Here is a 14,467-nt window from a genome sequence, read left to right as displayed (position 1 = left end):
GCATGACGGGCAAGAAGATCCTGGTCACCGGGGGCACCGGGCAGGTCGCCCGACCGGTCGCGGAGGCACTGGCCGCGGACAACGACGTGTGGTGCCTCGGCCGGTTCGGCACCCCGGGAGTCGAGCGGGAGCTGCACGAGCGGGGCATCACCACCTGGCGCTGGGACATGGACGACACCAGCGAATACGCGCTGAAGGGCCTGCCCGAGGACTTCACCCACGTCATCCACTCCGCCGTGCGCCGCGGCGAGGACGGTGACTTCAACGCGGCCGTCGAGGTCAATTCGGTCGCGGCCGGCCGGCTGATGACGCACTGCCGCACCGCGGAGGCGTTCCTCTACGTCTCCACCGGCGCCCTCTACGCCCGGCAGACCCTCGACCACCGGTACACCGAGTCCGACCCGGTGGACGGGGTGGCCGACTGGCTGCCCGCGTACCCGGTCGGCAAGATCGCGACCGAGGGCGCGGTACGGGCCTTCGCCCGGGTGCTCGGACTGCCCACCACCATCGCCCGGCTCAACATCGCGTACGGCCCCGGCGGCTACGGCGGGGTGCCGATGCTGTACTTCCGGCGGATGCTGGCAGGCGAGCCGATCGCGGTGCCCCGCTCGGGCCAGAACTGGTGCTCCCTGCTGTACACCGACGACCTGGTCGCCCAGGTCCCGCGGCTGTGGGACGCCGCGTCGGTGCCCTCCACCCTGGTCAACTGGGGCGGTGACGAGTCCGTCGGGATCACCGACTGCGTACGTCACATCGAGGAGCTCACCGGGGTGCCGGCCCGTCTCGTGCCGAGTGACGTCACCCGGGAGACCTACCAGTTCGACCCCACCCTGCGCCGCGCCCTGACCGGGCCGTGCGAGGTGACCTGGCGGGACGGTATCCGCCGCACCCTCGAAGCGCTGCACCCCGAACACATCAAGCACTGACCACCGCCGCACCACCGCTGAGGAAGGCCCCTGACATGCCTCGTCACACCGACAACCTCGAAGTGATCCACGCCGCGTACCGCGCCTTCCGCGCGCGCGACCTGGGCGGACTGCTGGAGGTCCTGGACCCCGGGATCGAGTGGGTGCATCCGCTGGGGATGGCCGAGTTCGGCCTGGGCGGGACCAAGTCGGGCCATGCCGGTGTCAAAGAGTTCCTGGCGCGGGTTCCCCTGGTGCTGGGCGGCATGAGACTGGACCCCCAGGAGTTCATCGAGTCCGGCGACCGGGTGGTGGTGTTCGGCGTCCGGGAGGTCACTTCGGTCACCGGTCACACCGAGACGCTCGACTTCATCCACTCCTGGACGATGCGCGACGGCCGGGCCGTCCGCATGGAGGACGTCTTCGACACCGTCCTGTTCCACCGGCTGATCCGGGCCGAGGGCCCCACGGCGGACGAGCTGGTGGACGACCTGGTGGGATCCGCCGCCGCCTGACGGAAAGGGCCGCCGCCGATGACATCGGCGGCGGCCCTGCCGGGATACGGCATCCGTTCCTCAGACCTCGCACACGTCCTTCATGCTGTCGATGAGCGTGAGCACGGCCCGCGCCGACGGCAGGATCATGCGGCCTTCGGGCGTCAGCCGGGCTCCGGCCGAGCCCCGGACGAACAGCTTGGCGCCCAGTGTCTGCTCCAGGCACCTGATCTGATAGCTGACGGCGGGCTGGGAGTACCCCAGCATCTTCGCCGCCCTGTCCATCCGCCCGATCTCCGCGGTGGAGATGAAAGCGCGGAGCTCCCGCTCGAGCATGTTTGCCCCCCTACTTCTCCAGTGGGCCGCGATCGGCCGCGCTGAATTCCGGTTCCCGTGAGCCGGACTGTCGAGATCTGCAGCCCATACCAACGGACGGCCGGAGCACGGGGCAATGGGCGGGGCAGGAAGCTGCACGGCCCCCGTCGAGGGCCCGGCATCCGCCGTGGGAGGCCGCGAACGCTCCCGGACGAGCCGACGGCGACACCGGCGCCGGGACCGGGGATGTCACCTTCCTGCCAACCATCGAAGATCCACAACTCACCCCGCTCCCCCCTGGTTACGCTCCACCGGGAATTCACGAAGGGTATGCGAAATGCGCAAGAAGCTGTCCGTCCTCACCACCGTCGCCGCCGCGCTCGCGGCCGGTCTGATGCCGCTCACCGCCACCTCCGCCGCCGCGGCCGACACACCGGGCCGGGACACCTCGAAGGACTGCGGAAGCCTTCAGCTCTCCGGCGAGCTGCCGGCCCCGCCGGCCGGCCAGACGGTCAGCCAGGTGGTGACCATAGGCCCCGACTGCAAGCCGCAGCTCGGCACGGTCCAGTACACCCCGGCCCCGGCCGCCCGGCAGCAGAGCCTGGCCGCCGCCGACGGACAGCGCCACCAGGTGAAGTCCGCTTCCGAGATGTTCGACTGCTGCAAGATCCGGATGACCGGTCTGTACACCACCTCGGACTGGAACACCGCGGGCGGCCGCATCACGGACGCGAAGACGACGGTCACCCACGGCTGGAACCGGGAGCCGTGGGACGCCGGCTGGTCGCTGAAGACGCCCACGCAGAGCGAGGACTGCCTGAAGGACTGCGCGACCTCCACCACGAAGGCCCACGCCGACTTCACCTACAAGGGCATCTTCGACGTGACGGGCTCCTGGTACGCCAACTCCCACGACACGTCGGTCGAGCTGCGCGCGGACGGCACGTCCGCCTGCACCTTCGACGTGCAGCTCAAGCACAGCTTCATCGGCTGGAACTGGGTGCGCAGCTGCTCCTGACCACCGGCACCCGGCAACGCCCCGCCCCCTCACGGCCTCTCCGTGCGGGAGCGGGGCGTTTGCGTCCGTCCGGGGGATTCGGGGCGCGCGGCGTTTCCCCGGCCGGTGACCGGTCACTCCTCACACTGTGGTGCGGTGCGCCGCCCACCGCGAGGTGACCGCCTCGCGCAGGTGCGAGAAGGGCCTCGATGATCTGATGCCGGACCCCGAGGACTACGACGCCGGGCCCTTCGTGCCCGAGGCCGCGGATCTCACCGCGCTGCGGGAGGCCGCGGCGGGCTGCGCGGGCTGCCCGCTGTTCCGGGAGGCCACACAGACGGTCTTCGGCTCCGGCACCACGACGGCGCGGCTGATGCTCGTGGGCGAACAGCCCGGCGACCAGGAGGACCGGCAGGGCGAACCCTTCGTCGGGCCCGCGGGAGGTGTGCTGACGCGGGCCGTCGCCGAGGCGGGCATCGATCCGGCGCAGACGTATGTGACCAACGCGGTCAAGCACTTCAAGTTCGAGCGGCCGGCGGGCGGAAAGCGCCGCATCCACAAACCGCCGAACCTGCGGGAGATCAGCGCGTGCAAGCCTTGGCTCACCTCCGAACTGCACCTGGTCGCCCCCGAGGTGGTAGTCGCGCTCGGTGCCACGGCGGGGAAGTCGCTGCTCGGCTCCTCGTTCCGCGTCAGCCAACGGCGCGGCGTGCCCTTGACGCTGCCTTCCCCGGACGGGGGCGGGGACGAGGGGACGCTCGTGGCCACCATCCACCCCTCGGCCGTGCTGCGTGCGGGCGACCAGGCCCGCAAGGACGCGTTCGCGGGCCTGGTGTCGGATCTCAAGGTGGCCGCCCGGCTTCTGCGCTGAGACCGCACGCGAAAGCCCCACCGGGTGATCCCGGTGGGGCTTTCACACACCCGCGCGGCTACGCCTCGGGGGTGGGTTGTTGCGCTGTGCCTTCCTCATCCTGCCGGGTCCAGGCGCCCGAGGCGCGGAGGTGGAGGAGGGTGCTTTCCAGGGCGTCCCGCAGATACGGACGCGCGTCACCGGCGTCCGCCTTCTCCAGCAGGACCGGGAGGAACTCCGCGTCCGGGTATCCCGACGCGGTCTCCGGTGCCCGGGTGGCCCAGAGCTGCGACCAGACGACGATCATCATCTCGTTGCAGGCGCGGGCGGCCCGCAGACTGCCGCCGGCCTCCTCGCCCCCCTCGCCGAAGACCACACGGGTCGAGGTGCCGAGCCGATGGCCGAGGGCCAGCAGGAAGGTCTCCCGGGCCCCGGACGCCAGGATCGAGTGGACTTCCGCCCGTACGTTCACTGCTCCATCGCCCACATCTCCTCGTCGGTCATCCCCGTCTTCTCGTACCGCTCACGAGGAAGCGAGTCGACATCGTAGCCGCGCTCCTTCAGGACGGTCAGCCGGGTGTTGCCGTTGTGCACGGCGCCTTCCGGGGTCACGCGCAGCGCCTCGTGGGCGCCCGGCCGCAGGGAGTACACGATGTCGTCCGTGGACTGGTCGCCCCAGAACTTCAGCGACGCCGGGGAGAGGGACTCCGGCGGGTGGATGTTCGTCAGCGGGACGTCGCAGTTGTGGACGAGGACCGGGGTCTTTCCGGCCACCGCGTAGTAGGTGTGGATGTCGCTGACGGAGAGGTTGAAGACCTTCTGCTCGGCAGTCCGGGCACGGGTCGCCGTGACCTTCACCGACGTGCCGGCCGGTGTGCGCAGCAGCGCCCCCGGCTCGAGGTCACCGGCCTTGACCCAGGCGCGCTTGTCCTGGACCCAGAAGGGGTGGCCCTTGGTCGCCGTCAGGGTGCCGGTGGCCCGGCCCTTGTCACCGTCGGTGTCGACGGTGAGCTCGACCAGGTGCTTCTGCCCCGTGCCGACGATGGTGTTGTACACCGGCTTCGCCACGGTCCGGCCCGTGTCGGGGTCGGTGGCCAGCACCTTGTCGCCGATCACGACGTTCTTGATCGGCTTGGTGGTGCCGCCCGCCATCACCACCGGGGTCTCCGGGGTGAAGCTGTTGGGCACCTTGCAGGCCTTCTGGCCGCCTCTGACGAAGCTGAGGCCCTTCTCGCCGTACTTGGCGAGCTTGGCCGCGGACGCCGCGGACCCGGCGACGGGGATGGCCGCGAGGCAGGACATGCCGGCGTTGACGTAGTCGCCCTCGGCCGCGTACCAGGCGCAGTTGATGCCGTTGGTCACCGTGCCCAGGCCGGGCACGGCTCCGGCGACGTCGAGCAGGAAGTGCCCGCCCTCGCGCAGCCAGCCCCAGCGGCCGGCCTTCTTCTTCTCCTCGGCCTCGCGGCGGGCCTGCTCCTTCTGCTGGAGCTCGATCCGCTTCTTGCGGGCCTCCTCGTCGCGTCGCTTGGCCTCGTCCTCCGCGCGCTGCTTGGCAACGGCGATCGCGAAGGCCTCCTTGGCGGCCTTGCCGGCCGCCGCGGAGTCCTTGCCCGCCGCCACGGCGGAGGCACGGGCCTGGCTCGACGCGGCGTAGGCCTGGTCGGCGGACGAGCGCGCCCACATGGCCGAGGCCCCGGCGCGGGCGGCGGAGTCGTCGGCGTTACGGGCGTCGCGGCGGGCCGCGGCGGCGGCGTCACGGGCGGTCCGGGCGGACTTGGCCGCGTCGGCGGCCGAGGATTCGGCCTGCTTGGCCGAGGTGCGGGCCGCTTCGGCGTAGCCCTTGGCCTGGTTGGCCGAGTCCTGAGCCTGCTTGGCGTAACTCTTGGCCTCTTCCGCTGCCTTGCGGGCGACGGCGGCCACGCGGGCGGCCTCCGCCGCGTTCGCCTGCGCCGTCGCCGCCACCCCGGAGGCCTCGGCGATGATCCGCTTCACCTCTGCCACGTGGGTGGCGGTGAGCTGGTCCTTGCGGGCCGCCTTGTACTGCCCGGCCTGGATGAATCCGTGCAGCACCTCGACCGGGCCGGCGAGGGCGACCTGGGCCGCCGCCTTGAGCTCGGCGCCGCCGGTGGTGGCCAGCTGGACGGCGCGGACCCGCTCGTCGGCCTCCCGGGCGGCGTACTGCCCGGTGTTGAGGAACTCACGGAGCTTGTCCGGCGAGCCGTCCTTCAGCGCGGCCTTGGCGGCCTCCTGGATACCCCGGTCGGTGCCGGTGGCGATCTGTACCACCCGCACCCGGTAGTCGTCCGCGGCGGCCTTGTGCTGGCCCGTCCGCAGAAACTCCGTGATCTTCGCGGCGTCGCCCTTGAGGGTCTCCTCGGCGGCGTTGCGCACGGCTTCGGAGTCGGCCTGTTCCGCGAGGACCTCGACGCGGGCGCGCTCGTCCTGCTGGGCGGCGGTGTTCCAGTCGGTCCGCACGTAGTCACGGACGACGTCGTCCGTGCCGCCCAGGGCGGTCGCCGCGGCCGCGCGGCTCCAGGGCCCGCGGACCTTCATCGCCAGGAGCGCCACCTTGCGGCCCTTGGCGGCGACGTCCTTGAGGTCCGTGCCCGGCTTGGCCGCTTCGGCGGCGAGGCGCGTCGCCTCGTCGTCGAGCTCCTTGGCCTCCTTGGCCGCCTCGGCGGACTTGGCCTTGCGCTCGTCGTCGCTCGCCTTGAGGTCCTTGGCCTGCTCGATGGCGCCCGCGGTGCGGGCCTTGAGGTTCTCGGCCTCGATCCTGGTCGCCAGCTCGTGGACCTTGCCGGCCTTCTCGACCGCGGCCGAGGACGCGTCCGCGGCCTTCTTGGCGGCCTCGGCGTGGGTCGTCGACTCCTTCGCGGCCTTCACCGCGTCACCGGCGTGCTTGGCTGCCTCGTCGGCTGCCGCTGCCGCCGCGTCGGCGTGGTCGGCGGCCGAGTTGGCCGCGTCCCGTGCCTGGTACGCGGCGGATGCCGCCTCGTCGGCCAGCGACTTGGCCGCACCGGCCGCGCGGGTCGCCTCCCGCGCGTGGCGCCTGGCCGACGCCGCGGCCGACTTGGCCCGCGCGGACTGGGCACCGGCCTCGTCGGCGAAGCCACCGGCCTGGGCCGCCGCACCGGCGGCCGCTTCGGCGTTGGCACCGGCACTGGCCGCGGCAGAGGCCGCCTCGCCCGCCGCCGTCGCGGCGGTGCCCGCCTGCACGGCGGCCTGGGCCGCCAGCCGGGCGCCCTTCGCCGCGTTGCGGGCGTCCTCCGCCGCCTTGCGGGCGGCGGCGGCCTGGCCGGCGTCCGTCGCGGCGGCGGATGCCGCACCGCGTGCGCGCGAGGCGGCCTCGGCCGCACCGGCGGCCGCGGACGCCGCCTGCGACGCGGCGCTCGCCGCTATTCGGGCCGAGCTGTTCGCCGCCCGGGCGGCGCTGATGGCCTCCTGCGCGGCCTCGGCGGCACCCGCCGCCGCGTCCGCGGCACGGCCCGCGGCGTTCGCCGCGCGCTTGGAGTCCTTCTTCGCCGCCTCGGTCTCGCCGGCGGCCTTCTGTGCCGCTTCCTTGGCGAGCTTCGACGCGGCCACCGCCCGCTCCGAGGCCTCCTTGGCCGCCTCGGTCTCGCGCTTGGCCGTCTTGCCCGCCTGCGTGGCCTGCTCGGCCAACTGCGCGACGGTGGCCCGCTCCTGGTCCCGGGCGCGGGAGACGTGCTGGCCCGTGTCCAGGAACTCCCGGATGTCCTCGGCGGAGCCGTTCAGCGCGACCTTCGCGGCTTCCTTGGTCGCCGGGCCGGAAGCACTCATGATCTGCATGAGCTGCACCCGGTCGTCCTGCTCCCGGGCGGTGTACTGGTTCTCGCTGAGGAACTCGCGGATGTCACCGCTCGTACCGCCGAGCGCGGCCTTCGCCGCGTCCTGGACACCGCTGCCACCGGCGCTGCCGATCTGCGTGGTCCGCACCCGCTGATCCTGCTCGAGCGGCTCCCGCCACCCGTCCTTCAGGAAGTTGCTCAGATCCTCGCGGGATCCGGCGAGCGCCTTCTTCGCGGCCTCGCGCACCCCGCGACCGCCCACGGTGAAGAGCTGCATCGTGTAGATGCGGTCGTCGTGGAGTGCGGCGATTTCCTTCTCGCTGCCGAGGAACCGCTTCACGTCCTCGTCGCTGCCCATGAGGGCCGCCTCCGCGGCGGCCGTGACACCGGGCCCGCCCGACTTCCACAATTCCAGGACGCGGCCGCGGTCGGTCGGCTGATCCGGCTCGTCCGCCGCGAAGGCGGTACTCGTCCCGAGCAGGCTCGCCACGAGCGCCATGGGCAGCACGCTCAGACACACCGCACGCGTGCAGAGCCCCTGCTTCGCCCCGGGTCTCGCCCCGAAGGGCTTTCTTCTCACCACGTTGACCGTTCTTGTCAGTTGATGGCCGAAACTCATCGGCGCGTGGTGGAGCATAACCCCGCTGATTGGCCGTCATGTGGCCTTATACGGGGCCTTACTTGAGGCGGTAGTGAGCGGAATGCAAAGCTCCGGGAAATGGGCCTATGTCATGCCCACATCCATCACTACCGGGGGTATGGCCAGCGATTCCAGGCCTTACGGCAGTCGAAATTCGGTCAACTCCTGGCAAAGTTCTGGTAACTGGTAGGCTATCGCCGCCCGCCTTTATCTCGTCATTACCTACGACGGGAGCATGTGAGGCGCATCGCGCTACGCGGGATTCGGCCCACTAAATTTTTCCGGTGCGGCCTCCTTGGAGCATGACGAGAAGCGCGCCGGGAAATTCGGATTAGGAGATTCCGTATCCTGGAGAAGCCGCGATCGCCCCGCTGGACACGGGGATCGGCGTGTCCGTACACCGGGAACGCGGAAGCGGCCTGCCGGGAACCCCGACAGACCGCCTCCACATCACGGGGTCAGGACTGTTTCCCGACCCACTCCGCCGTCACCCGCAGAGCATCCTCCAGATCCGCTCCGGAGCGGATGTCGCGATGCTCCGGGACCTCGGTCCTCGACTCGAAGTCGTAGAACACGAGCTCGGCGTTCCCGTCCTCCCAGACCATGATCTCGGCAGCCTTGAGAGGGATTTCGAGCGTCAGCTGAACGGCTCCGGGCCCGGGGCCCTCGAACCATTCCCTGACCTCGACCCCAATGCCGTCACCACGCATCCCCGCCGCCTGCTCGGCGAGCCAGGACCGCACGGCGTCCATCAGGCCGGATCCACTCAGCACGACGGACCGCCCTCGAGGGAGATGTTCAGCGCCGCCGGGAGCTCGGGAATGGGACGCCCCAGCTTCGCGGCGTACTTCGCGTCGTTGGAATTCGCGCCGGCCATCTTGAAGTCGGTCGGCCGGCCACCCGGATAGAGCGACGACTTCGGCACATCGAACTCCACGTACACGGAGCCCTTGTAGGTGGGCTTGTAGGTGTTCCGGTCCGGCGGGTGCACCACGTACGTCCGGTCACCCGCGCCCGGCTGAACCATGCCGCTCTTCATCATCTTCTCGTACTCGTTCTGGCCCATCCAGCGGCCGACCCGTACCAGCTCACCTTCGCCGCCCGAGTTGTGAACGAGGACGTTCACCGCTCCGGCACCGACATGGTACGTGTGGAGGCCGCTGACGGAGAGGTTGAACACCTGCTGGGCAGCGGTCCACGCACGGGTCGCCGTGACCTTGACCCACGTACCGGACGAGGTACGCAGCAGCGCGCCCGGCCTGATGACGCCGGCGTCGACCCACGTGTGCTGGTCCTCGACCCAGAACGGGTGGTTCTCGGTCGCCTTGATCGTGCCGGTGGCGTTGCCCTTGGTGCCGTCGGTGTCGACGGTCAGCTCGACCAGGTGCTTCTGGCCGTGACCGACGATGACGGCATCGACCGGGCGAACCGCCGACTTGCCGGTCAGGGGGTCAGTGGCCAGGACCTTGTCCCCGGCCTTGACGCTCCTGATCGCCTTCGTGGAACCGCCGGCCATCAGCACCCGGGTCTCCGGGGTGAAGCTGTTCGCGCTGCGCCCGAAGGTCCTCGGGACGACCTTGCACGCCTTCCTGGCGCCCGCTTCCGCGCGGCCGAGCCGGCCGGCGGAACTCTTGTAGAGCGACTCGAGCAGCTCGGCGCCCTTCTTGCCGTCCTTCCCTAGCTTGATCGCGGTAGCGCCCTCACCGGCGACCGGAATGGCGGCGAGGCAGGACAGGCCGGCGTTGACGTAGTCGCCTTCGGCGCCGTACCAGGCGCAGTTGATGCCATTGGTCACCGTTCCCAGCACGGGCACGGCACCGGCGACATCGAGCAGGAAGTGGCCGAACTCGCCCCAGGCCTTCTTCTTCGCCTTCTGCCGCTCCTCCTCCTGCTTCTCGAGCTCGGCCCGCTGCTTCCGGGCTTCCTCCTTACGCCGTTCGATTTCCTCACGGAGCTTGGTGACGGCCGCGTCGTAGGCTTCCTTGGCGGCCTTGCCGGCCGCCTCGGAGTCCTTGCCCGCCGCCTTCGCGTAGGCGCGCGCGTCGGTCGACGCGGCGTAGGCGTCGTCCGCGGAGACCCGCGCCGCCGAAGCGGACGCCTGGGCGTAGGCGGCGGAGTTGTCCGCGTCGCGGGCGTCACGGTCGGCTGCCGCGGCGGCGTCGCGGGCGGTCTTGGCGGACTTGGCCGCCTCGGCGGCCGAGGACTCGGCCTGCTTGGCCGAGGTGCGGGCCTGCTCCGCGTAGCCCTTGGCCTGGTTGGCCGACTCCTCGGCCTGCTTCGCGTAGCCCTTCGCCGCTTCCGCGGCCTTGCGCGCGATGGCCGCCACGCGGCCGGCCTCCGCCGCGTTCGCCTGCGCCGTCGCCGCCACACCGGAGGCCTCGGCGATGATCCGCTTCACGTCCGCCACGTGCGTCGCGGTGAGCAGGTCCTTGCGGGCCGCCTTGTACTGCCCCGACTGGATGAACCCGTGCAGCAGCTGCGCCGTGCCCTCCAGCGCGACCTTGGCCGCGGCCTTCGTCTCGGCGCCGCCGCTGGTCACCAACTGGACGGCGCGGACCCGCTCATCGGTCTCCCGGGCGGCGTACTGCCCGGTGTTGAGGAACTCACGGAGCTTGTCCGTCGAACCGTCCTTCAGGGCCGCCTGGGCGCCTTCCTTGACGCTCCGGTCACTGCCGTTCGCGATCTGGACGACACGCACGCGGTAGTCGTCCGCCGCGGCCTTGTGCTGACCGGTGCGCAGGAACTCGCCGATCGCGGCGGCGTCGCCCTTGAGCGCTTCCTCGGCGGCCTTGCGTACGGCCTCCGAGTCGGCCTCGTCGGCCAGGCGCTCGACGCGGGCGCGCTCGTCCTGCTCCGCGGCGTCCTTCCACCCCGTCCGCACGTACTCGACGACGGCGTCGTCGGCGCCGGCCAGGGCCACCTCGGCCGCGGACCGGCTCCAAGGGCCGCGGGTCTTCATCGCCAGCACCGCCACCCGGCGGCCCTTCTCGGCGACCTGCTTCGCGTCCGTACCCGGCTTGCCGGCCTCCGCGGCCAGGCGGGCCGCCTCGTCGTCGAGGTCCTTGGCCTCCTTGGCGGCACGGGCCGACTTGGCCTTGCGTTCCTCGTCCGCCGCCTTGAGGTCCTTGGCCTGCTCGATGGCGGCCGCGGTACGGGCCTTGAGCTCTTCGGCCTCGATCTTGCTCGCGAGCTCGTGGACCTTTCGTGCCTTGTCCACCGCCGCGCTCGCCACGTCGGCGGCCTTCTTGGCCGCCTCGGCGTGCGCCGTCGACTCCTTGGCCGCCTTGACGGCGTCGCCGGCGTGCTTCGCGGCCTCCTCCGCCTTTTCCGCCGCGTTCTCGGCGTGCTCGGCGGCCGAATTGGCCGCGTCCCGCGCCTCGTACGCCGCGCTCGCGGCCTCACCGGCCAACGACTGGGCGGCGCCCGCCGCGCGATTGGCCTCACGCGCGTGCCGGTGAGCGGCCGCGGCCGCGTTCCTGGCGCGCGCCGACTGGGCACCGGCCTGGTCGGCGTAGCCACCGGCCTCATCGGCGGCATCGGCCGCGGCGTCGGCGTTGGCACCGGCGTTGGACGCCGCGGCCGCGGCCGCACCGGCCGCCGTCGCGGCGTTGCCCGCCTGCTCGGCGGCCTTGGCCACCTCGCGTGCGGCCTTCGCCGCGGTCCGCGCGTCCTCGGCCGCCTTCCGCGCCGCCGCGGCCTGACCCGCGTCGGTCGCCGCTGCCGACGCCGCGCCACGTGCCCTGGACGCCGCTTCCGCGGCACCCGCGGCGGCGGAGGCCGCCTGGGACGCGGCACTCGCCGCTATTCGGGCCGATGAGTTGGCCGCCCGGGCCGCGTCGATGGCTTGCTGCGCGGCCTCGGCGGCGCCCTCCGCCGCCTCGGCGGCCCGGCCCGCGGCGTTCGCCGCCCGGCCCGCGTCCTTCTTCGCGGCAGCGGTCTCGGCCGCCGCCTTCTGTGCCGCTTCCTTGGCCAGCTTCGATGCCAGTACGGCCCGTTCGGAAGCCTCCTCGGCGGCCAGCGTCTCCCGCTTGGCCGTCTTGCCGGCTTCCTTGACCTGCTCGGCCAACTGCTCGACGGTGGCCCGCTCCTGGTCCCGCGCGCGAGCCACGTGCCGGCCCACGCTCAGGAACTCCCGGACGTCCTCGGCGGAACCGTTCAACGCGACCTTGGCGGCCGCCTTGGTGGCCGGACCACCGGCGCTCATGACCTGCATGAGCTGCACCCGGTCGTCCGCCTCCCGGGCGGGGTACTGGCCTTCGTCGAGGAAATTCCGGACGTCCTCGGCCGAACCCTTCAGCGCGGCCTTGCCGGCCTCCTGGACTCCACTGCCTCCCTCGCCCACGACCTGCACGGCCTGCACCCGCTGGTCCTGCTCCAGCGGGGACTGCCAGCCGGACTTGAAGAACTGCCGCAGGTCGCCCGCGGAGCCGGCCAGGGCCTTGCGCGCGGCCTCGCGTACTCCTCTGCCGCCCACACTGACCATCTGGACGGCCGCGATGCGGTCGTCGTGGACTTCGGCGAGTTCCCGCTCGCTGTCCAGGAAGCGGCGCACATCATCGTCGGTGCCCAGGAAAGCGGCTTCCGCCGCCGCCTTGACGGCGGGGCCGCCGGACCGGGGGCGGACCCCATGGACCCGGTGACGCCGGCCCCCCGCCCGTACCAGGATGTCCGCATGCCAGAGACCCCCAACGGCGCGCTGCCCCGCCAGGTGGCCGACGCCCACGTCGACGCTCTCATCGCCCTCGACCCGATCACCGGCACGTATCTGGGAGATCGGGAGAGCTCCCCCCGGCTCCCCGACTTCTCCCCCGCCGGCCAGGAGGCCGTCGCCGACCTCTTCCGCGCGACGCTGAGCCGGCTCGCCGACGCGGAACGACTGCCGGGCGCCGAGCGGGATGTGGAGCGCCGGTGCGGGCGGCTGCTGCGGGAGCGGCTCACGGCGCAGCTCGCCGTGCACGAGGCCGAGGAGGGGCTGCGGTCGGTCAGCAATCTCAGCTCGCCCCTGCACAGCGTGCGGAAGATCTTCACGGTCACCCCGACGGAGACCGAGGAGGACTGGGCGGCCGTCGCCGAGCGGCTGCGGGCCGTGCCCGGGGCCTTCGCCGGATACCGGGAGTCGCTCGCCCTCGGCCTCGACCGGAAGCTGCCGGGCGGGCCGCGCGCGACACGGACCGTCATCGGGCAGCTGACGGAATGGGTGGGTGCGGACCGCGGCTGGTTCCAGGAGTTCGCCGCGGCGGGGCCGGACCCGCTGCGGCGTGAACTCGACGACGCCGCCGCCAAGGCCACGGCCGCGGTGGCCGGGCTGCGCGACTGGCTGCGGGTCGTCTACGCGCCCGCGATCGACGGCGCCCCGGACACCGTGGGACGGGAGCGGTACGCCCGCTGGGCGCGCTACTTCAACGGCACGGACCTCGATCTGGACGAGGCGTACGCGTACGGCTGGTCCGAATACCACCGGCTGCTCGCCGAGATGAGGACCGAGGCGGAGAAGATCCTGTCCGGCGCGGGCCCCTGGGAGGCGCTGGCGCACCTCGACGCGCACGGCAGCCACATCGAGGGGGTCGAGGAGACCCGCCTCTGGCTGCAGAAGCTGATGGACGAGGCGATCGAGGCGCTGGACGGCACCCACTTCGAACTCGCCGCCCCGCTCAAGGTGGTGGAGTCCCGCATCGCCCCCGCCGGCTCGGCCGCCGCCCCGTACTACACGGGCCCGTCGGAGGACTTCTCCCGCCCCGGCCGCACGTGGCTGCCGACCATGGGTGCGACCCGTTTCCCCGTCTACGACCTGGTCTCCACCTGGTACCACGAGGGCGTCCCCGGCCATCACCTCCAGATCGCGCAGTGGGTGCACGTCGCCGACCGCCTCTCCCGCTACCAGGCGACGATCGGCAAGGTCAGCGCCAACCTGGAGGGGTGGGCCCTGTACGCGGAGCGCCTCATGGACGAGCTGGGCTTCCTGCCGGACCCGGAGCGCCGCCTGGGCTATCTGGACGCACAGATGATGCGCGCGTGCCGCGTCATCGTGGACATCGGCATGCACCTGGAACTGCGGATCCCGGCGGACTCCCCCTTCCATCCGGGCGAGCGCTGGACCCCGGAGCTGGCCCAGGACTTCTTCGGCCGGCACAGCAGCCGCCCGGCGGCGTTCGTGGAGAGCGAGCTGACCCGCTACCTCTCCCTGCCGGCCCAGGCCATCGGATACAAGCTGGGCGAGCGCGCGTGGCTGCGCGGCCGGGAGAACGCCCGCGTGGCGCGGGGGGCGTCCTTCGACGCCAAGGCCTGGCACATGGCGGCCCTCTCCCAGGGCCCGCTGGGCCTCGACGACCTGGAGGACGAGCTGTCCCGGCTGTGACGCCGGTCACGCCCCGGGGCGTGCAGCCGTGCCGTTCGTCGCACGCAAGTGCCGCTACCCCCTCGATGAGGTGAACCGCCGCCTGGGCTCTGGCCATGGCTGATG

General features: G+C 72.0%; 10 protein-coding genes. 5 read left to right on the top strand and 5 right to left on the bottom strand.

The genetic code is table 11. The features are described from left to right. The first annotated feature begins 2 nt into the window (after window positions 1–2). Window positions 3–926: an NAD-dependent epimerase/dehydratase family protein gene (locus tag AB8O64_RS28290; protein WP_370423991.1), complete on the top strand. Its 924-nt coding sequence runs from the start codon at window positions 3–5 to the stop codon at window positions 924–926. Window positions 927–961: 35 nt separating this feature from the next. Continuing rightward, window positions 962–1,420, top strand: coding sequence for a nuclear transport factor 2 family protein (locus tag AB8O64_RS28285; protein WP_370422113.1), 459 nt, complete (start codon window positions 962–964; stop codon window positions 1,418–1,420). A 60-nt stretch (window positions 1,421–1,480) separates the two neighbouring features. Here AB8O64_RS28285 and AB8O64_RS28280 read toward each other — a convergent pair whose 3' ends face one another. Beyond that, window positions 1,481–1,735 carry a LysR family transcriptional regulator gene (locus AB8O64_RS28280; RefSeq protein WP_130881613.1) on the bottom strand — a complete coding sequence of 85 codons (255 nt, stop codon included), beginning with the start codon at window positions 1,733–1,735 and terminating at the stop codon, window positions 1,481–1,483. A gap of 316 nt (window positions 1,736–2,051) precedes the next feature. On the opposite strand from AB8O64_RS28280, the gene AB8O64_RS28275 reads away from it, so the two are divergent. Continuing rightward, window positions 2,052–2,732 (top strand): hypothetical protein, encoded by a 681-nt coding sequence (locus tag AB8O64_RS28275; protein ID WP_370422111.1) that lies wholly within the window; start codon window positions 2,052–2,054, stop codon window positions 2,730–2,732. 196 nt (window positions 2,733–2,928) lie between these two features. Continuing rightward, a complete protein-coding gene (locus tag AB8O64_RS28270; protein ID WP_370423990.1) occupies window positions 2,929–3,582 on the top strand; it encodes a UdgX family uracil-DNA binding protein in 654 nt (217 codons plus the stop codon). A gap of 58 nt (window positions 3,583–3,640) precedes the next feature. Here AB8O64_RS28270 and AB8O64_RS28265 read toward each other — a convergent pair whose 3' ends face one another. From AB8O64_RS28265 to AB8O64_RS28250, 4 genes are all read right to left on the bottom strand, one after another. Continuing rightward, window positions 3,641–4,048 carry a hypothetical protein gene (locus tag AB8O64_RS28265; RefSeq protein ID WP_370422109.1) on the bottom strand — a complete coding sequence of 136 codons (408 nt, stop codon included), beginning with the start codon at window positions 4,046–4,048 and terminating at the stop codon, window positions 3,641–3,643. Beyond that, the gene (locus AB8O64_RS28260; RefSeq protein ID WP_370422108.1) at window positions 4,030–7,866 is read right to left on the bottom strand and encodes a polymorphic toxin-type HINT domain-containing protein; all 3,837 of its coding nucleotides are present in this window, start codon (window positions 7,864–7,866) and stop codon (window positions 4,030–4,032) included. Before AB8O64_RS28260 ends, AB8O64_RS28265 begins: the two co-directional genes overlap by 19 nt. A gap of 599 nt (window positions 7,867–8,465) precedes the next feature. Then, on the bottom strand, window positions 8,466–8,780 hold the full coding sequence (locus AB8O64_RS28255) for a hypothetical protein (protein WP_370422106.1): 315 nt from the start codon (window positions 8,778–8,780) through the stop codon (window positions 8,466–8,468). Continuing rightward, window positions 8,774–12,730, bottom strand: coding sequence for a polymorphic toxin-type HINT domain-containing protein (locus tag AB8O64_RS28250; protein ID WP_370422104.1), 3,957 nt, complete (start codon window positions 12,728–12,730; stop codon window positions 8,774–8,776). Before AB8O64_RS28250 ends, AB8O64_RS28255 begins: the two co-directional genes overlap by 7 nt. On the opposite strand from AB8O64_RS28250, the gene AB8O64_RS28245 reads away from it, so the two are divergent. Continuing rightward, window positions 12,680–14,362 (top strand): DUF885 domain-containing protein, encoded by a 1,683-nt coding sequence (locus AB8O64_RS28245; RefSeq protein WP_370422103.1) that lies wholly within the window; start codon window positions 12,680–12,682, stop codon window positions 14,360–14,362. The two genes, AB8O64_RS28250 and AB8O64_RS28245, sit on opposite strands and share 51 nt — an antisense overlap. Window positions 14,363–14,467 lie beyond the last annotated feature (105 nt).

Source organism: Streptomyces sp. QH1-20 (assembly GCF_041283565.1).
In the GTDB taxonomy this organism is placed as follows: domain Bacteria; phylum Actinomycetota; class Actinomycetes; order Streptomycetales; family Streptomycetaceae; genus Streptomyces; species Streptomyces syringius.
This window is presented reverse-complemented; position numbering and strand designations above follow the sequence as displayed.

Bases quoted from the DNA above. Each gene is read 5' to 3' on its own strand.
- AB8O64_RS28280 (WP_130881613.1), bottom strand. From the start codon at position 1,735: ATGCTCGAGCGGGAGCTCCGCGCTTTCATCTCCACCGCGGAGATCGGG.
- AB8O64_RS28270 (WP_370423990.1), top strand. From the start codon at position 2,929: ATGCCGGACCCCGAGGACTACGACGCCGGGCCCTTCGTGCCCGAGGCC.
- AB8O64_RS28285 (WP_370422113.1), top strand. From the start codon at position 962: ATGCCTCGTCACACCGACAACCTCGAAGTGATCCACGCCGCGTACCGC.
- AB8O64_RS28275 (WP_370422111.1), top strand. From the start codon at position 2,052: ATGCGCAAGAAGCTGTCCGTCCTCACCACCGTCGCCGCCGCGCTCGCG.
- AB8O64_RS28260 (WP_370422108.1), bottom strand. From the start codon at position 7,866: ATGGCGCTCGTGGCGAGCCTGCTCGGGACGAGTACCGCCTTCGCGGCG.
- AB8O64_RS28245 (WP_370422103.1), top strand. From the start codon at position 12,680: ATGCCAGAGACCCCCAACGGCGCGCTGCCCCGCCAGGTGGCCGACGCC.
- AB8O64_RS28290 (WP_370423991.1), top strand. From the start codon at position 3: ATGACGGGCAAGAAGATCCTGGTCACCGGGGGCACCGGGCAGGTCGCC.